Below are 18,229 nucleotides of genomic sequence, written 5' to 3' on the forward strand. Positions count from 1 at the left end.
CTCCGCCCCGCGGCTCAGCCGGGGCGGAGCCGGTCCGGCCTCCGGGGATCGGGTCAGTAGCTCTTCTTGGCGGGGCGCAGGTGTAGTTCGGTGATCTCGGCGGTGCGCGGGAGGCGGGTCAGGTAGGTGACCAGGTCCGCCACATCGTCGGCCTGGATCAGCAGCTCGGGCCGGTAGGGCCGGCCCTCGCGCAGGAAAATGGTCTCCTGGCGGGGCGTCGCCGTCCGGCCGAGGTGGAGGGTCACCACCCGGATGCCGTCGGCGTTGACCTCCTGGCGCAGGCTGTCCGCGACCGCCCGCATCGCGTGCTGGGTGGCCGCGAACTGGCTGGTGCCGGCACCCGCCCGGACCCCCTGCGACGAGTTCATGACGATCACGTCGGCGCCCGGCTCCTCCGCCGCGCCCGACGTCTCGGGCGCGCTTTCCGATGCCGCCGCGCGCAGGGCGGGGAGCAGGCGCTGGGTGAGGGCGAACGGGCCGCGGACGTTCGCGGCGTACTGGGTGTCGAAGTCGTCGACGGAGGCGTCCTCGACCCGGGAGGTGAGGTAGCCCCCCGCGCTGTGGACGAGGAGGTGCACCCGGCCGTACCGGCTGGCGGTGTCCGCGGCGAACCGGTCCACCGCTGCGGTGTCGGTCAGGTCCAGGCGCACCGGCACGAGCGTCCCGGCGCCGGAGGCCGCGCCGTCTGTCGTGGCCGCGCCGGCCTCCTTGGCCAGGGCGGCCAGGCGGGCCTGGTCGCGGCCGAGGGCCAGCACGGTCGCGCCGTCCGCGGCCAGGCGGGCGGCGACGGCGCGACCGATGCCGCTCGACGCGCCCGTGACCACCGCGACCCGGCCGGCCAGCAGGCGCGTGTTCCCGGCCGCGCCGGCCACCCGGCCCGCCGGCGGGCCTGTGTCCTTGTCGGCGGCTGTCACGCGGTGGTCTGGGGTTCGTAGACGAGGATCGCGTCCGGCAGCGGGGGAGCGGTGTCGTAGCTGAGGCAGATGTCCTCGGGGATGCGGCTGAGGTCGGTGCCGCGCAGGTAGTCGCGCATCGTCGTGCCGGTGCACTCGGAGTCGACGTTCACCGAGCCCACGTGGTTCACCACGTCGTCGTAGTGCACGGTGCGGAAGTCGATGCTGAACCGGGTGCGGCCGGAGGTGTTCGGCACCGAGGAGTGGAGCTGGTTGCCGGAGAAGACCAGCATTCCGCCGGGAGGGGCGACGACCCGCGTCTGCGGGAAGATCTCGACCTCCTCCTCGGGCTTCGGCTGCACGCGCGTGTCGGTCTTGATGTGCTTGGCGGCCGACGCGCGGTTCGTCTTGTTCCACTCGTAGTAGTTGTAGGTGCGCGAGCTGTTCTTGACTCCCTGCGTGAAATAGCGGGGATGGAAGGCCAGCCCGTTCTCCGGGACGATGTCGAAGATCGRCATCCACCAGTTGAGCTGGCAGAACGGCGCCGAGTACCAGGTGTCACGGTGCGGGTGGAAGGCGTAGGCGATACCCGAGGTCAGGTAGTCGTCGCTGGTGGACGTCCGCAGCCGCGGGACGTCGAAGTAGGTCTTGCTGATGTCGCAGCCCAGCTCGGCGAGCATCGCCGGCAGGAGTTCCTTGCAGGTCGGGTGGTGGATGAAACGCGGCTTCAGGTCGGCGAGCAGGGCGGCGTACTCCTCGACGGGCATGTGGTGCTGCGCCGTCTCGGGGTCCAGGTCACCGAAGGCGTCCCGGATCAGCTCGCGGGTGAACTCGACGAATGCCGTGGTGCTGGGCCGCGGCGAGTAGACGAACAGCTCGCCCGCGTACAGCTTGGCGCGCCTTTCGTCATCGGACAGCGCTGAGTCGAGCAGCACCGTGCTCATCGGGTTCCCCCTCGCTCTGGACGTGGATGAGAAGCAGCCGGGCGATCTCGAGCTCTTCCGGCGTCGTGACGTGGATGTTGGCCGGCTCGCCCGGGAGCACGACCACCCGTCCGCCGGCGTCGGCGACCATGGCGGAGTCCTCCACGGCCTCGACCGCGCCCGCGTGCGCGGCGCGCAGGGCGGCGGCACGGAAGGCGTGCGGGGTCTGTACCAGCCGGTGCGTCTCGCGCGCCAGCGAGGCCCCGGTGACGAGGTCCGGGCCGCTGGCCAGGACCCCCTTGACGACCTCGGTGAGCGGTAGGCCGGGCACGGCGCCGTCCGCGCCCGCACGCACCGCCGCGACGACCGAGCGGTACAGCGCGGCGGTGGCCAGCGGGTGCGCGGCGTCGGTCACCACGATCACCCCGGCCTCGGCCGGGACGGCGGCCAGCCCGGCCCGGACGGACTCGGCGCGGGTGGCGCCGCCGGGGATGGCGCGCACGCCGTCCGGCGGAGCCCACCGGTCGAGCAGGGGCGCGGGGAGCACCACGACGACCCCGTCGCAGGCGGCCGCGGCCGCCCGGACGGGATGCGCCACGAGCGGGAGCCCGCCCAGGTCGGAGAACTGCTTGGGTCCGCCGAACCGGGTGCCGCCACCGGCCGCCAGCACGATCGCCCAGGCCGGCCCGTCGGGAGCCGATTGAGCAGGTTGAGCCGATTCCGCCGAACTCACCTGATCACTACCGCGGGTTCCGGCGCGGCGGCGACGGTGCCGGGCGGCGCGACCGTGGCGGGAGCGGCGATGGGAGCGGTGTCGGGCGAGTCGACGGCCGGGCCGTCCTCGGTGAGCAGGCCGACGCCGGCCAGCGCGTCCGCGGCGTTGGCGACCGCGTCGAACGGCAGCTCGGCCCGCTCGGCGATGTCGAGCAGGGTGCGGGTGCCGTCCGCGAGGTTGAGCACCCACAGCAGGCCCATCTCGATCGACGCGCGGTTCATCGTCGCGCCGATCGAGCGGTACAGCCCGCGCCGGCCGAGCTGGGGCTCCCCGTAGGGAGAGGTGTTGCGCCAGACCCGGTCGGCCTCGCAGATCTCCATCGTCCGGTTCAGGATGGCGAACGAGTCCGCCAGCGACTCCGGCGTCACGAAGTCGATGTCGTCGGCCGACGTGTGGTATTCCGGGTACTCGCCGTGCTGGCTGCGGCCGAACCGGCCCACCGGCAGGTCGAAGCCGGGCGAGCAGAACTGGCGCTCGTCGTAGCCGTAGGGCGAGAAGCCGACGACCCGGTGCGGACGTCCGGTCTCGGCGAGCGCGCGCGCCGCCGCCCGGTCGACGACCGCGTCGCCGCGCCGGCTGCGCTTGTAGGTCGGCGTGCCCCGGTCACCGAGACCGGTGAGCACCAGGCCGTGCCGGATCCGCCCGACCGCCGCCGGGTTGCGGGCCAGCCAGGTGATCGAGCCGATCGTCCCCGGGATGAACAGCAGCCGGTAGGTGAACCGGCGTTCCCGCGCGGCCAGCGCGGACGCCAGCTCGGCGGCCACGGCGATGCCGGAGGAGTTGTCGTTGGCCATCGCCGGGTGGCAGGTGTGCGTGGTGACGAGGAACTCCTCGTCGGTGGTCCCGGGCAGCACGATCTCGCCGTAGGTCAGCGACCCGTCGGTGAGCGAGGTGTCGATCTCGACCTGGTACTCGCCGTCGGGCAGCGCCGCGAGCTGGCGGTCGGTGAGGCAGAAGCCCCACGCGTCGTTGTAGTAGGACGTCCGGTAGGGGACCCAGTCGGGCCGGTCCGGCATCGAGTACAGGTGCTGGCGCAGCTCGTGCAGCGGCATCCTCGCACGCACGGGCGTGCTGTAGCCGAGCAGGTGCAGGGGGTTGTCGGCGACGTCGACGACGACCCGCCCGTCCGGCCCGACCAGCCGGGCGCCGGCGACGTTCCACTCCCGCGGGACCGTCCAGTCCAGCACGGGCGTGCCCGACGGCACCTCGTGCACGGTGAACGGGATCTGCGCGGGCAGCGCCGCGCGCACGAGGTCCAGGGTGGCCCGCACCCCGCTGCCGGTGATGGAGCGCATGGGGGGCATGAGGGCGGCGACCAGGTCGTGCAGGCGGCGCCCGACCGCGTCGATGCCGGCGGTGGTCATGGGCGCAGTACTCAGGGGCGTGGTACTCATGGGAGCGGCGTCCGGTTCCGTCAGTCGGCCCAGACGCGCCACGGCGCCGTGCCCGCGTCCCACAGCTGGTTGAGCTCGGTCCAGTCGCGGAAGGTGTCCATGCCCATCCAGAACCCCTCATGCGTGTGCAGGGTGAGCTGGTTGTCCCGGGCGAGCTGCTGCAGCGGGTGGCGCTCGAGCATCGTGGACGGGTCGTCGTCGAGGTACTTGTCGACGAACTCGCGCTCGAAGACGAAGTAGCCGCCACTGACCCAGCCGGTCGCCGGGGGCTTCTCGGCGAACTGCGTGACGGCGTTGCCCTCGGTGACCAGCTCGCCGTAACGGCTGGACGGCCGCACGCCGGTGACCGTGCCGATCCGGCCGGACCGGATGTGGTCGCCGAGAACGTCCGCCACGTTGATGGCGCCGACGCCGTCACCATAAGTGATCATGAAGCGGGGGCCGGTGAGGTACTGCGCCACCCGGCGCAGGCGGGCGCCCGTCCCGGTGAGCAGTCCCGTCTCGACGAAGGTGACCTCCCAGTCCTCGTCGCCGGCGGTGTTGTGGAACTGCGGTGTGTGGTCGTCGGCGAGCTTGAGCGTGAAGTCGGCGACCTGCTGGCGGTAGGCCAGGAAGTAGTTCTTGATCAGGTCGCTCTTGTAGCCGAGACACAGCACGAACTTGCGGAAACCGTAGTGCTCGTAGGTCTTCATGATGTGCCACAGCACCGGCTTACCGCCGATGTCGACCAGGGGCTTGGGGAGCTTCTCGCTGGCCTCGCGCAGCCGGGTTCCCATGCCGCCACAGAGGATGACGACCGGAATGTCGCGTGGGTCGACGCTTGCGGCATCCGTCGAGAGAGCTCGGGTTGTCTCGGTGGTCAAAGCTGTCGCGTCTCCCGTGTCAGTGCCCCGGCGGGCCCGGGGGCGGATGGCTCGGTGCCGGATGGGCCAGGTGCCGGAGGCAGAGCCGGTGCGGGGCTGTGACGGGGTCCGTGCCACTGGCCGTACCGGCTCACCGGCTCCGCCGGTGCGTACCGGCCGCGGGAGGGGTCGTCTCCCGCGTCGGGCGCTGGCCGGTGCGGCCGTCCGTTCCCGACGGCGGGCCCGGTTCCCCTCGGACTCGGCCGGCGCGGCTCCTGCCGGCCGGCACGGTCGCCAGCCGCCGGAGCGTGAGGATGTGCAGCTCGCGACGCCCGTCACCTGTCGGGGGCGGACGTGCGGTGTCCTCCAGTCGGTCCGCGGAGTTTCCTGGTCCACTGTTGTGTGATCGCGTATTCGCGTGTTCTCCTGCGCGTTGATCGCGTGTGCGCGTGACGGCGGCCAACCGCCGACCTGAGCGCCGGGCGCGACGCGGCAACGGTACCGTACCGCCCCTTCCGTGCCGGTCCACGGTCCCGGAGTACCTGGTCAGCATGGGCGGGTCGGACCCCATCCACCCGGCCGGACGGCTCTGTCAACGTTGACGTGAGTGCCGGTGCGCGAGGGCTCTTCCGCGGTCCCTTTGGCACCGGTGTGCGTCGTCCTTGTTACGGTTTGTCGGATGTCCTGGGATGAAGGACGCGGTCCGTCGTCTCCATGTCCATCCCCCGGCCTGCGCGGTCGCTGGCCTCGGCGCGCCTATACCGTTGTCTTTCTCTACGTCGGCCGGGAGGTAAGATCCATGCTCTCGGCCATACTTTTTACTTTTAGTAAACGACTCAACATGATTCAGGCCCTGGTTCGGCGGGACGACGCACTCGGGGGTGGATCCCATGCCGCCTGACGAGTGGCACGGCCACGGCCGCCCCGATCTGACCCGCGCGAGCCGGGCCGACGTGCCGACCGGTGAATGGGTCGTCGACGACGGCCCCGCGGGCACCCGGCCGACGTCCGACTGGTCGATCGGGGTCTATCGGCGCGGTGACGAGGTTCCGGGGCCCGGCCCGGCCACCGGAGCAACGGCCGCCACCGGCGCCACCTCCGCCTCGCCGCCCGCTGGAGCGGCCGCGGTTCCCGCCCCTCCCGCCCAGCCGGCCACCGGCAGGGCTCCCGGCTCACCTTTTGACCCCGAGATGCTCTCCTCCCGGCGCCGGCCGGCGCGCCGCCGTTCGCCGGCCGCGCCGATCGCCCCCTACCCGGAGGGCCCGGCCTACCCGGGATCCGCCACGCGCGGCGATTCCGGGGCGCGCGGCGAGTCCGGGGCGGAATGGCCCGATGACCACGAGTCCGGCCAACGCGGACGGGGCCACAGCGGGTCCCGGCGCGATCGCGACTCCAGATGGGACGTGCCCGGATGGGACGCCCCCGGATCCGACCGTCCTGGCCCCGGCGAGGGCGAACAGCGCCAGCGTCAGCCTGAACGGCACCGGTCCGGACCCGGCCGGCCCGCGGGTCGCGGCGCCGGTGAGCCCACGTCGGGGTACGGCGAGTCCGGCCACGGGCGCGATCCGTACCGCGGCGCGGACGGGCGTCCCGGCGCGGCGGGGCACTGGGATGAGCCGGACTGGGCCGGCGAGCCCTCCCGTCCCGCCCCGTGGACCCCGCCGCCCTTCGAGCCACGGCCATCCTCGGCACCGCCCGCACGGGTCCCGCCGCCGGCGGCACCGCCGTTCTCGGCACCGCCGTTCTCGGCACCGAGCTCGCGGGTGCCACCGCCGCCACCGTCGGAGTCACCGTCCTCGACGTGGCCGCCCGGTGATCTCGCCACCCAGCATTTCCAGCGGCGAGACTGGGAAGGTGAGCCGCGGCCCGGCGGACCGAGGCCCACCCGGCCGGGCGGGGAACGCGCAGACGAGACGATGATCCTCCCGCCGTCCCGGCCGGAGCAGGGCGCGCGCGAACGCGGGGATCGCGACCAGCGGAGCCAACGGCCGGGCCGTGACCAGCGGAACCATCAGCCGGGCCGTGCCCCCCGCGACCAGCCGGACCCTGATCAGCGCGGCGACCAGCCGGGCCTTGACCGACGTGACCGGCCAGGCCGGGATCGGCGGGGCGATCAGCCGGGCCGTGATCGGCGGGCCTCGGAGCGGGCCCGTCGCGGAGACGGCGCTCGCGAGCGGGCCACCGGGGAGGGCACCGCCGCGCGGGAGCGGTCCTCGCGGCCGGTGACCGGCCCGGAGCGTGCCCAGCGGTCGGACGACCAGCCGGAGCGGTCGCGGCGGGGGCAGGAGCAGACCGGGCGGGCGCAGGAACATCCGGAGCGGCCGCGGCAGCGGCGTTCGGCCACCGACCGCACCCGGTCCGATCGCGCCCGGCCTGACCGTGCTCGGCCCGAGCGCTCGCGGCCAGGGTCCGCCGGCGGGCACGTCACCGGGGTGCTGCCCATCGCCGACCCCGTCCGGGACGGGCGTGGTTCCGCGCAGCCGCCGCGGACCGAGCCGGCGGCCGACGCATCGCTGCCACACCGGGTCACCGACTGGATCATCGAGCACTGGGGCGCGAAGCCCGGGCGGCACCCGTACCTGCCGGTGGGCCTGGTCGCCCTGGCGGCGGTGCTGGCCCTGGTCGCCTGGATGCTCGGGCCGGCCCAGAACAGCCCGGCGAGCGTGGACGCGGCCCCGGTCACGCCGACTCCGTCCGCCGCACCCTCGCCTGCCGCCGTGCCGCCGTCGGCACCCGTCTCGGCCGAGCCCGCCCCCGGATCCGGTGCGGTCGCCCCGCCATCGGGGCAGGTGACCCGCGTGGCGCGGGCGGCGACCGCGGGGAGTTTCCCCAGTGGGGTGGCCGCGCACACGGTGGCGGAGGCGACGGCGTGGGCGCAGTTCCGCGGCCGGCCGGTGGACGTGGTGGTCACCTACACGGACCGGAACAGCTGGGACGCGATCGTGAACCCCTGGATCGGCCGCAGCGCGTCGACGTTCTCAAACTTCGCCGGCACCCTGGTAGTCAGCGTTCCCCTTTTTCCGGTCGAGGGCCCGGAGCTGGGAAATCTCACTGACTGTGCCGCTGGTGACTACAACGCGAAATGGCGCCAGTTCGGCCGGTGGCTGGTGAACGAGGGTCGAGGGGACTCGTTCGTCCGCCTCGGCTGGGAGTTCAACGGCGACTGGTTCGCCTGGCGGGCCTCAGCGAACCCGACGGCCTACGTGCAGTGCTTCCGCAATGCCTCGTCGTCGATCAAGGCGACGAGCCCGAAGGTCCGCATCGACTGGAACATCAACGCCCACGGGCCGCRCAGCGCCTTCGCCGTCTACCCGGGTGACCAGTACGTCGACGTCATCGGCATCGACAGCTACGACCAGTACCCGCCGAGCCCGACCCTCAGCGCCTTCGACGCCCAGTGCGACGCCACCGAAGGCCTGTGCCAGGTGATCAGCTTCGCCCGCCGGCACAACAAGCTGTTCTCGGTGCCCGAGTGGGGTGTGGTCAGCCAGCAGAACACCAAGGCCGGTGCCGTCGGCCAGGCGGGTGGGGACAACCCGGTCTACATCGAGCGGATGTACAGCATCTTCGAGCGCAACGCGGACATCCTCGCCTACGAGGCGTACTTCAGCGACGACGTCCCGGGCAACGTCCACTCGTCCCTGCTCAACCCCAACCGCCACCCACGCTCGGCGGACACCTACAAACGGCTCTGGTAACACCCACCCGCGACCCCGGGCCGCGGCGTGCGGCCGGTCAGATGGCGCCGGAGCGGCCGGCGTCGTCGTGGAGTCCACCGACGAACRCCTCGGCCACCTGCACCTGCTCGCGCAGTGTGATCAGCTTCTCCTCGGCGAGGGCGACCCAGGTGGCCAGCCGGGCCTGGAGTTCGGCGCGCCGTTCGGCGGGCAGGTCCGCCTCCTCGAGCTCGTCGCGCAGCACGAGCAGGGAGCGCATCTCCTCCAGGGTGAAGCCGAGCGGCTTCATTTTCTTGATCAGGAAGAGCCGGTCGACCGCGTCGTCGTCGTAGAGGCGGAAGCCGCCCACCGTCCGACCGACCGGCATCAGGAGCCCGGCTTCCTCGTAGTACCGAACCGTGCGCAGGGACAGCCCGACTCGCTCGGCGACATCACCGATCTGGTGGACGTCACGGCGTCGCGTGGTGGACAAGTCGACCCTTACGTCAGCATCTGTCGCCGGTGGCAAACCGGGCGTCTGACGACTGTACGTCGATCCGTGACACGGCGCCCGCATCTCGATCGGACGCCCTGCCGTAGGCTGGTCATATCGACCCCGCCGCCCGGGAACCTCGCCGGGGACGGCTGCATCCGGGACGCCTCCGCACCCAGGGTGGCTCCGTATCCGGGGGTTCCGTCGCCGCGGCGGTGTGGTCCGCGGGGTGCCCGTCCGGGTCGGTGCCACATCCGGTAGTGCGCGCGTCCGGGGTACATCCTCTCCGGTGCCCAGCGGGGTGGTCGGCCCGCCGGCGGAGGTTGTCCTCCGTCCGGTTCCCACAGCCGGCAATCCTCACGGCCGGCAATACCGTCTGTCGGATCGCTGTTGCAACCGGAGTCGGCCGCCGTCTGGCCGCATCGCCGTGGCCGCCGCGTAGTCCGTCGGCACCGGATTCGCTAGCACTGGAGAGGCACGGGACGGATCACATGACCCTCGCGCCGCTGCTCGACGCCCTAGTCGCCCGCCCCGGCGGTGATCCAGCGCTGACCCGCGCGCTGGGCTCGCCGGACGAACCCGTCCTCGACCTGGCCGGGCCCGCGGCGCTGCGCCCGTTCGCGGCGGCGGCGATGGCCCGGGCCGGTCACACCGTCCTCGCGGTGACGGCGACCGGCCGCGAGGCCGAGGACCTGGCCGACGCGGTGGGCAGCCTGCTGGGTCCCGAGCGCGTCGCGGTGTACCCGAGCTGGGAGACGCTGCCCCACGAGCGGCTCTCGCCGCGGGCGGACACGGTGGGGCGCCGGCTGGCCGTCCTGCGCCGGCTCGCGCACCCGGGCACCGGCGGTGCCACCGGTGCGGGCCCGCTGGCCGTCGTGGTGGCCCCGGTCCGCTCGGTGCTCCAGCCCCAGGTGGCCCGGCTGGGTGAGCTGGCCCCGGTCGCGCTGGCGAAGGGGGACACCACCGACCTCGAGGAGGTCACCGCCCGCCTGGTGGGCATCGCCTACCACCGCGTCGACCTGGTCGAGCGGCGCGGAGAGATGGCCGTCCGCGGCGGGATCCTCGACGTCTTCCCGCCGACCGAGGAACACCCGCTGCGGATCGAGTTCTTCGGCGACGAGGTGGACGACATCCGCCGCTTCTCCGTCGCCGACCAGCGAGCGCTGCCCGCGGAGGACGGCGAGCCGGCGGCCGAGCTGTTCGCGCCGCCGTGCCGGGAGCTGCTGCTCACCGACGAGGTCCGGGCCCGCGCGGCGGAGCTGGCGCGGGAGCACCCGCAGCTCGTCGACATGCTTGACAAGATCGCCGAGGGCATCCCGGTGGAGGGCATGGAGGCGCTCGCGCCCGTGCTCACCGACGAGATGACCCTGCTGCTGGACGAGCTTCCGGCGGGCTCACGTGTGCTGGTCTGCGATCCCGAGCGGGTGCGCACCCGGGCCGGCGAGCTGGTCCGCACCAGCCAGGAGTTCCTGGACGCCTCGTGGAGCGTCGCGGCGCTCGGTGGCGGGGCGCCGATCGACCTGGGCGCGGCGACCTACCGCTCGGTCGCCGACGTCCGGGAGCGGGCCGCCGAGCTGGGTATCCCCTGGTGGTCCGTCAGCCCGTTCGCCTCCGACCCCGGAGCCGGAGCGGCGGCCGGGGGCGACGACGCCTTCGGCGACGACACGGTCGTCGCCAGCCTGCGGCCGGCCACTGCCTACCACGGGGACACCGCGCGGGCCACCGCGGACATCAAGGGCTGGCTCGCCGACTCCTGGCGGGTGCTGCTCGTCACCGAGGGCCACGGCCCGGCCGAGCGGCTCGTCGAGATGATGCGGGAGGCCGATCTCGGCGCGCGGCTGGCGGCCGACGCCGAGCTCGCCGCGGGGGTCGCCGTCGTCACCCAGGCCCAGCTCGGCGCCGGGTTCGTCAGCCCCACGCTGCGGCTGGCCGTGCTCACCGAGACCGACCTCGCCGGCGCCCGGGGGGTCACCACCCGGGACATGCGCCGGATGCCGAGCCGGCGGCGCAAGGGCATCGACCCGCTCGCGCTGAGCGCCGGCGACCTCGTCGTGCACGACGCCCACGGTGTCGGCCGCTACGTCGAGATGGTCACCCGCACGGTGGCCGGCGCCAAGCGCGAGTACCTGCTGCTCGAGTACGCCCGCGGCGACCGCCTCTACGTGCCGACCGACCAGCTCGAGCAGATCAGCCGCTACGTCGGCGGCGAGGGCCCGAGCCTGGACCGCATCGGCGGCGCCGACTGGGGCAAGCGCAAGAGCCGGGCGCGCAAGGCCGTCAAGGAGATCGCCGGCGAGCTGATCCGGCTGTACAGCGCTCGGATGGCCGCCCCCGGCCACGCCTTCGGTCCCGACAGCCCCTGGCAGCGTGAGCTGGAGGACGCCTTCCCCTTCCGGGAGACGCCCGACCAGCTCGCGGCCATCGACGAGGTCAAGGCCGACATGGAGAAGCCCGTCCCGATGGACAGGGTGATCTGCGGCGACGTCGGCTACGGAAAGACCGAGATCGCCGTCCGCGCGGCGTTCAAGGCGGTCACGGACGGCCGCCAGGTCGCCGTCCTCGTCCCGACCACGCTGCTCGTCCAGCAGCACTTCCAGACCTTCGCCGAGCGGTACGCGCCGTTCCCGGTCACGGTGAAGGCGGTGAGCCGGTTCAACGCGCCGTCCGAGCAGCGCGCCGTGCTCGACGRCCTCGCCAACGGCACGGTGGACGTCGTCATCGGCACGCACCGTCTGCTCTCCGGCGAGACGAAGTTCTCCGACCTGGGCCTGGTGATCGTCGACGAGGAGCAGCGCTTCGGCGTCGAGCACAAGGAGCACCTCAAGAAGATGCGGACCGCGGTGGACGTGCTCACCATGAGCGCCACGCCGATCCCGCGGACCCTGGAGATGTCGATCACCGGTATCCGGGAGCTGTCGACGATCGACACCCCGCCCGAGGAGCGCCACCCGGTGCTGACGTCCGTGGCGCCCTACGACCCGCGCCAGGTGACCGCGGCCATCCGCCGCGAGCTGTTGCGCGAGGGGCAGGTCTTCTTCATCCACAACCGGGTGGAGAGCATCGACCGGGCCGCGGYCGCGCTGCGCGAGCTGGTGCCCGAGGCGCGGATCGCCACCGCGCACGGCCAGATGAACGAGGACGCCCTCGAGCAGGTCATGGTCTCCTTCTGGGAGAAGAAGTTCGACGTCCTGGTCTGCACGACGATCGTCGAGTCGGGCCTGGACATCTCCAACGCGAACACGCTGATCGTCGAGCGGGCCGACAACTTCGGGCTCTCCCAGCTGCACCAGCTGCGCGGGCGGGTCGGGCGAGGCCGGGAGCGCGCCTACGCCTACTTCCTGTACCCGGCGGACCGGCCGCTGTCGGAGACCGCGCACGACCGGCTGGCCACCATCGCCCAGCACAACGACCTGGGGGCCGGCATGGCCGTCGCGATGAAGGACCTGGAGATCCGCGGTGCCGGGAACCTGCTCGGCGGCGAACAGTCCGGCCACATCGCATCGGTCGGTTTCGACCTGTACGTCCGGATGGTGGGCGAGGCCGTCGCCGAGTACAAGGGCGAGGCGGAGGAGCCGCCGGAGGTCAAGGTCGAGCTGCCCGTCGACGCGAACCTGCCGCACGACTACGTGCCCAGCGAGCGGCTGCGGCTCGACGCCTACCGCCGGCTGGCCGGCGCGGTCTCCGACGCCGACATCGCCGAGGTCCGCGGCGAGCTGACCGACCGGTTCGGCCCGCTGCCCGAGCCGGTGGAGAACCTGCTCGCCGTCGCCGGCCTGCGGGTGCTCGCCCGCCGGTTCGGCGTCACCGAGATCACGGTGGCCGGCCGGCAGGTCCGGTTCGCCCCGCTGGAGCTGCGGGAGAGCCAGACCCTGCGGCTGACCAGGCTCTACAAGGGCGCGGTGGTCAAGCCGGCCGTGCGCACGGTGCTGGTGCCGGCGCCCACCGAGACCGGCCGGATCGGCTCCCGGCCGCTGCGCGACCGTGCGCTGCTGGCCTGGGCCGGCCAGTTGCTGGAGGCCGTCGCCGGCGACTCGGTGGCCGCCGCCGCAAGTCGGTGAGGGCCGCACCGGATAGCCCTATACCGTTCAAGCCCGGCGAGCGGATACGGTCAGCACCGTGAAGTTTCCGCGTCTTCTGGCCGGGCTCGGGCTCGTCGTGCTCACCGGCATCGCAGGTACCGCATGCACGACGCACGCCGGGGCTGCCGCGCAGGTCGGGTCGAGCACGATCGAGACCTCCACGGTGCGCGGGATCGTCGACCGCGGCTTCGAGGCCGTCTCGACCGTCCCCGCCCAGCAGGCGGCGCAGAGCCTCGACCGGCCCGAGTTGCAGCGCCGCACGCTGACCACCCTGGTGCAGCTCCAGGTGCTCGAGTCCGAGGCGGACCGCCTCGGGGTCACGCTGAGCAGCCAGGACGTCGACGCCTACTACCAGGCGTACGCCGTCCTGCAGTTCGGCAGCGTCGAGGCCTTCGAGACGCGGGCCGCCGCGGCCGGCTTCGCCAAGGAGGACGTCGGCGTGATCGTGCGCACCGGGGCGCTGGAGTCCGCCATCGGTGACAAGATCGCGCCCACCACGCTCGCCTCGGTGGCCGAAGCCCGCACGCAGTACGACAGCATCGTGGCGCAGGTCGGCGAACTTCCGCTGACCTTCGAGGCGGCCCGTCCGTACCTGCAGCGCTTCCTGGCCACCGACCAGCGTGCCGTCAAGCTCCGCCCGCTGCTGACCGAGGCCGCCGCCCGGGAGCACGTCTCGATCAACCCGCGCTTTGGCTCGTGGGACGACAAGCAGTTCGCCGTGGTCTCCGCCCCCGGGACGATCGCCACGACGGCCGCGCCAGAGTCCGCGCTCGACCTGACACTGGGCTCCTGACCGGCGTGACCACCCGCATCACCCTGGTCTCGACCAGCGCCCGGGTGGCCCCCGGCCTGCTCACCGCCGCCGCCTGGGACGTGCTCCGCTCGGCCCGGGTCTGGACGGCGAGCCCGGAGCATCCCCAGGCCGCGGCGCTGCGCGAGGCCGGCGTCGACGTCTCGGTGCTGCGCCCCGCTCCGCCGTCCGAACCCGGCGCGGGGCTGCCGGCCGAGGCCGGTGTGGTGCCGTCAAGCCGGGCGGAGGCTGATCCGGTTGCCGAGCTGCGGGCGGTGGCCGGACCGGGCACCCATGTCGCGTGGCTGCTCGACCCGGTCTCGCCGACAGCCGCCGACCGCGCGCTGCGCGCCGCCCTCACCGACCAGGACCACTCGGCGGAGCCGGGGGCCGTCGTCGAACTGCTCGTCGCCACCCGCGAGCTGCCCGGGTCGGCGCTGCTCGACGCGGTCGCGGTCATGGACCGGCTGCGCTCGCCCGGCGGCTGCCCCTGGGACGCCGAGCAGAACCACGTCTCGCTGGCCCCCTACCTGCTCGAGGAGGCTTACGAGGCCTACCAGGCCATCGAGGACGGGGACCTCGCGGAGCTGCGCGAGGAGCTGGGCGACGTCCTGATGCAGGTGCTCTTCCACGCGCGGGTCGCCGCCGAGTCCGGCGGGGCGGGCTGGGACGTCGACGACGTCGCGGCCGGGCTGACCGCCAAACTGATCCGCCGCCACCCGCACGTGTTCGGTGACGTCGCCGTCTCCGGTGCGGACGACGTCGTCACCAACTGGGATGCGATCAAGGCCGAGGAGAAGGGCCGGAAGTCGGTGACGGAGGGCGTGCCGCTCTCCGCGCCGGCGCTCTTCCTGGCCGCCAAGCTGCTACGGCGGGCCGCGAAGCTCGGGCTCCCGCCGGAGCTGGCCCTTCCCCGCCACCCGGCCGGCAGCGGCGCCGGGGCGGCCGGGGCCGGCCTGCCCGGCCTGCCCGGCCTCGTCGCGGAGCTGGCCCGGGAGGTCGGGACTGCCGGCCCCGGAGATCGGGCGTCCGCCGGTCAGGGTGACGGTCCTGGCGCCGAGGCGGGCACCACCGCCGAGGAGCGGGTCGGGGACCTGCTGTTCGCCGCGGTCGTGCTGGCCGGGGAGCAGGGGGTCGACCCGGAGACCGCGCTGCGCGCACGGGCCCGGCTGTTCCGGGACACACTGGCCCGGGCCGAGCACGCCGCCCTCGCCCGCGGCGAGGAGCCCGGTGGGCTGGCCGCCGACAGCTGGCGAGACCTGTGGGCAGCCGCGAGCCCTCCCCCGCTGGAGCGGGGCGCCGCGGGCGGGCCGGTGCGCGAGGCCTGACCGGGCGTCGAGGAACTACGCAGGCCAGATACCGCCGTCCGGCGATGCGTGGCGGATGGGTGAGTCCTGGCTGTCACTCAACCGCCGCGGTTCCTCAGCGTCGTGCATACAGGCCTGGTAGGCATGAATATTTTCCACCTCCGGCCTTCTCCGGGATTCCCGGTGCTCCGCCGCGCACCCCTGCCTCCCGGTGACACGACCCCCCCCGAGCCTCGGCCGCGTCCCGCGTCCCGCGTCCCGCAAGTGATCATGGTGTTCCGCGGTGCCGCCGTCATGGTTGACAGTCGATCTAGGAAACGTTGGTGGTGTGGAGGCGGTGGGCCTTCATCCTCTGGATCGGCTGACTGGTGGTCCGCCGACGCCGACGCGTCGCCAGCCCGCATCGCCACGTATCCAGCCGAGAGACTCAGCATCAACCTGACCCGGTTTTCGCGATCTTTGGAAGACGGCGATCATGTCTGAGAAACACCTCTTTGGCATCCTCGGCGAGCTGGTGGCTACCTCGCGCCTGGTAGTGGACCGTCCGGCCGGAAGCAGGCATCCACGAGTGCCGCAGGCCGTGTATCCCGTCGACTACGGCTACCTGGAAGGCACCGTGGCCGCGGACAGTGACGGTGTGGATGTCTTCTGTGGCAGCGCCGCCTGCACTGGCGTCGTGGGGTTCTTCGTGACGGCAGATCCCGTCAAACGCGATGTGGAGATCAAGGTGCTGATCGACTGCACCGCCGACGAGATCGAAGGTGTGCGACGTCTGCTGGACGATGTCTTGGAGATCGGCGGCATGCTCGTGCTGCGGTCCACGGAGACCGACTGAGGACCGCCGAAACACCTGTCTGACGGGATGAGCCCGGGTCGCAGAGACCGCGCCACGACAAGGCCGAGCAGGATCGCCGTCAACCATCACCTGGGACGTCAGTGGCAAGCATCTACCGGGACAGGACAACAGCCGCGCCCGACCAGCCCCGCCGAATTACCCGGCCTTGCGTCTAGCCTCGGAGCATGGTTGGAACGCCCAGACAGGTGGTCGCCGACGTCCAGCGGATCGCGCGGCGGCGCAACGCCCCGATCGTGCTCGAGCTCGACCTGACGTCCGATCCGGTCGAGGGCGTGCCCACGGACCCGCTGACGGCGGCGGTCTCGCACCGGCGGACCGGCCTGCGGGAGATCGTCGACGGGCTGCGCCGAGCGGCTCGGGACGAGCGCGCGAGCGTCGTCGTGGCGCACGTCGCCGCCTGCGGGATGCCGCTGGCGCGGGTGCAGGAGATCCGGGACGCCGTCGCCGAGTTCCGGGCCTCCGGCGGGGCCGCCTACGCCTACGCGGACACCTTCGGCGAGTTCGGCGGCGGCACCGTCGCCTACTACCTGGCCTGCGCGTTCGACGAGATCTGGCTCGCGCCGCCCGGTGACCTGGGCCTGACCGGCGTCGCGATGGAGACCCCGTTCGTGCGCGACGCGCTCGACCGGCTCGGTGTCACCGTTGAGATCGGCCAGCGCCACGAGTACAAGAACGCGGTGAACACGCTGGTGGAGCGGGACTTCACCCCCGCCCACCGGGAGGCGCTGGCCCGCATCGTCGACTCCAGCGCCGAGCAGATCGTCGCCGGGATCGCGCAGAGCCGGGGCCTGTCGGCCGACCAGGTCCGGCGCATGATCGATATCGCGCCGCTGGCCGGCCACGTGGCGCTCTCCGTCGGCCTCGTCGACCGCATCGGCTACCGCGACGAGATCTACGAGTACGCCCGGGAGCGAGCCCGCGCGCTGGCCGGCCGGGACCCGGGCGATGACGCCGGGGAGACGGTCGAACCGGTTCTGAGGTACGTCTCCGCCTACCGGCGGGCGGCCGTCCGCAAGGCCGAGTCGCCGGTGCGCCGCGCCGGGTCGTTCGCCTCGTCGCTGCCGGCGACGATCTTCCTGCGCGAGTCCGGCCGTTCCCGCACGGGAACGGCCGGTGGTCCCGGGGACGAGAGACCGGCCGGCGCGGCGGGCCCGTCGCGGGCGGGCGCGGACGTGGTGCCGCCGGAGATCGATCCGCACACGTCGGTGGTGGCGCTCGTGCACGGCACCGGGCCGGTGGTCCTCGGCGGAGCCACGATGCCCTTCTCGGGGCCGGTGTTGGCCGCCGACGCCGTCACGGCAGCGTTCCGCGCCGCCGCACGTGATCCTTCTGTGGCCGCCGCGGTCTTTCGGGTGGAGAGCCCTGGAGGCTCCTATGTGGCCTCGGACGTGGTCCGTCGGGAGATCGAACGGTTCCGATCCACAGGCCGTCCAGTAGTGGTCTCGATGGGCTCGGTGGCCGCGTCGGGCGGGTACTTCGTCGCGCTCGCGGGGGACGTGATCGTCGCGAACCCGGGAACGCTGACCGGGTCCATCGGTGTCTTCGGCGGCAAGCAGGTCGTGCGCGACCTGTTCGACAAGGTCGGCATCGGCTTCGGCGCCGTCGCCGCCGGTGAGAACGCGCTGATGATGTCCCCACGCCAGCCGTTCACCCAGGCCGAGCGGGCGAAGCTGGACGAGTTCCTCGACCGCGTCTACGCCGACTTCGTGGACAAGGTCGCCCAGGCACGCCGCATGTCGCACGGCGACGCCCACGAGCTCGCCCGCGGCCGGGTCTGGACGGGCGCCGACGCCCACCGTCACGGCCTGGTGGACGAGCTGGGCGGGCTGGCCCACGCGATCGACCTCGCCTGGGCCCGGGCCGGCCTGCCGGCGGGGGAGACGCCCAGGGTGCGGCTCACGCCGAAGCCGTCGGTGTTCGACCGGCTGCGCGCGCCGAAGTCCAGCGAGGAGCCGGCCGCGGCGTCCGCGCTGGCACCCGGGCTGGGCGCCGGGCTCGCCGGCCTCGGGCTGCGCGGCGCGCTGCTCGTCGGCGAGCGGCTCCTGGGGGCTGGCCTGGCCCGGGCGGGCCTGCCGGGTGCCGGCCCCCTGGTGATGCCGCCGGTCGGCGAGATCCGTTAGTCCCGCGGGGCCCGGCCGGGCAGAACGCGCACTGGTTGCGCGACCCCGGAGCGTGATCGGGGTGTCACGATGGTGGCGGGACGTCCCCGCGTGGCGCGACC

The 18,229-nt window shown here is 73.1% G+C and carries 14 protein-coding genes; 7 read left to right on the forward strand and 7 right to left on the reverse strand.

Features of this window, described 5'->3' with window-relative positions; translation table 11 throughout:
* Window positions 1-53 precede the first annotated feature (53 nt).
* The 5 genes from BBK14_RS00415 to BBK14_RS00435 are packed head-to-tail and all read right to left on the reverse strand — an operon-like array spanning window position 54 to window position 4,848.
* The gene (locus tag BBK14_RS00415) at window positions 54-914 is read right to left on the reverse strand and encodes an SDR family oxidoreductase (RefSeq protein WP_420849105.1); all 861 of its coding nucleotides are present in this window, start codon (window positions 912-914) and stop codon (window positions 54-56) included.
* Window positions 911-1,837 (reverse strand): phytanoyl-CoA dioxygenase family protein, encoded by a 927-nt coding sequence (locus tag BBK14_RS00420; RefSeq protein WP_071059206.1) that lies wholly within the window; start codon window positions 1,835-1,837, stop codon window positions 911-913. Before BBK14_RS00420 ends, BBK14_RS00415 begins: the two co-directional genes overlap by 4 nt.
* The gene (locus BBK14_RS00425; RefSeq protein WP_071059207.1) at window positions 1,800-2,549 is read right to left on the reverse strand and encodes an IspD/TarI family cytidylyltransferase; all 750 of its coding nucleotides are present in this window, start codon (window positions 2,547-2,549) and stop codon (window positions 1,800-1,802) included. Before BBK14_RS00425 ends, BBK14_RS00420 begins: the two co-directional genes overlap by 38 nt.
* On the reverse strand, window positions 2,546-3,985 hold the full coding sequence (locus BBK14_RS00430) for a DUF4910 domain-containing protein (protein WP_071059433.1): 1,440 nt from the start codon (window positions 3,983-3,985) through the stop codon (window positions 2,546-2,548). Before BBK14_RS00430 ends, BBK14_RS00425 begins: the two co-directional genes overlap by 4 nt.
* Before the next feature lie 20 nt (window positions 3,986-4,005).
* Window positions 4,006-4,848 (reverse strand): sugar phosphate nucleotidyltransferase, encoded by an 843-nt coding sequence (locus BBK14_RS00435; RefSeq protein ID WP_020458450.1) that lies wholly within the window; start codon window positions 4,846-4,848, stop codon window positions 4,006-4,008.
* 1,630 nt (window positions 4,849-6,478) lie between these two features.
* On the opposite strand from BBK14_RS00435, the gene BBK14_RS39340 reads away from it, so the two are divergent.
* Window positions 6,479-6,643, forward strand: a complete 165-nt coding sequence (locus BBK14_RS39340) for a hypothetical protein (protein ID WP_241831005.1) — start codon at window positions 6,479-6,481, stop codon at window positions 6,641-6,643.
* Here the strand turns inward: BBK14_RS39340 and BBK14_RS39345 are convergent.
* A complete protein-coding gene (locus BBK14_RS39345) occupies window positions 6,615-7,139 on the reverse strand; it encodes a hypothetical protein (RefSeq protein ID WP_241831006.1) in 525 nt (174 codons plus the stop codon). The genes BBK14_RS39340 and BBK14_RS39345 overlap by 29 nt on opposite strands.
* Before the next feature lie 120 nt (window positions 7,140-7,259).
* Here BBK14_RS39345 and BBK14_RS39350 point away from each other — a divergent pair, with 120 nt between their 5' ends.
* Window positions 7,260-8,525 (forward strand): glycoside hydrolase family 26 protein, encoded by a 1,266-nt coding sequence (locus BBK14_RS39350; protein ID WP_241831007.1) that lies wholly within the window; start codon window positions 7,260-7,262, stop codon window positions 8,523-8,525.
* 37 nt (window positions 8,526-8,562) lie between these two features.
* Here the strand turns inward: BBK14_RS39350 and BBK14_RS00445 are convergent, their stop codons facing one another.
* Window positions 8,563-8,976 carry a MerR family transcriptional regulator gene (locus BBK14_RS00445; protein ID WP_071059211.1) on the reverse strand — a complete coding sequence of 138 codons (414 nt, stop codon included), beginning with the start codon at window positions 8,974-8,976 and terminating at the stop codon, window positions 8,563-8,565.
* A gap of 491 nt (window positions 8,977-9,467) precedes the next feature.
* On the opposite strand from BBK14_RS00445, the gene mfd reads away from it, so the two are divergent.
* The 5 genes from mfd (at window position 9,468) to sppA (ending at window position 18,128) form a co-directional block, all read left to right on the forward strand.
* Entirely contained in the window at window positions 9,468-13,034 is a 3,567-nt protein-coding gene (mfd, locus tag BBK14_RS00450) for a transcription-repair coupling factor (RefSeq protein ID WP_071059213.1), read from the forward strand.
* Window positions 13,035-13,092: 58 nt separating this feature from the next.
* Window positions 13,093-13,848 carry a SurA N-terminal domain-containing protein gene (locus tag BBK14_RS00455; RefSeq protein ID WP_071059215.1) on the forward strand — a complete coding sequence of 252 codons (756 nt, stop codon included), beginning with the start codon at window positions 13,093-13,095 and terminating at the stop codon, window positions 13,846-13,848.
* Window positions 13,849-13,853: 5 nt separating this feature from the next.
* Entirely contained in the window at window positions 13,854-15,173 is a 1,320-nt protein-coding gene (gene mazG, locus BBK14_RS00460; RefSeq protein WP_071059217.1) for a nucleoside triphosphate pyrophosphohydrolase, read from the forward strand.
* 454 nt (window positions 15,174-15,627) lie between these two features.
* Window positions 15,628-15,987 (forward strand): inorganic pyrophosphatase, encoded by a 360-nt coding sequence (locus BBK14_RS00465; protein WP_071059219.1) that lies wholly within the window; start codon window positions 15,628-15,630, stop codon window positions 15,985-15,987.
* Between the two features lie 185 nt (window positions 15,988-16,172).
* Window positions 16,173-18,128, forward strand: a complete 1,956-nt coding sequence (gene sppA / locus BBK14_RS00470; RefSeq protein ID WP_071059221.1) for a signal peptide peptidase SppA — start codon at window positions 16,173-16,175, stop codon at window positions 18,126-18,128.
* Window positions 18,129-18,229 lie beyond the last annotated feature (101 nt).

The sequence above is a fragment of the Parafrankia soli genome, from assembly GCF_001854695.1.
GTDB classification, from domain to species: domain Bacteria; phylum Actinomycetota; class Actinomycetes; order Frankiales; family Frankiaceae; genus Parafrankia; species Parafrankia soli.

Coding starts and splice junctions, on each gene's coding strand:
- BBK14_RS00430 (WP_071059433.1), bottom strand. CDS start 3,985: ATGAGTACCACGCCCCTGAGTACTGCGCCCATGACCACCGCCGGCATC.
- BBK14_RS39345 (WP_241831006.1), bottom strand. CDS start 7,139: ATGTTCCTGCGCCCGCCCGGTCTGCTCCTGCCCCCGCCGCGACCGCTC.
- BBK14_RS00465 (WP_071059219.1), top strand. CDS start 15,628: ATGTCTGAGAAACACCTCTTTGGCATCCTCGGCGAGCTGGTGGCTACC.
- sppA (WP_071059221.1), top strand. CDS start 16,173: ATGGTTGGAACGCCCAGACAGGTGGTCGCCGACGTCCAGCGGATCGCG.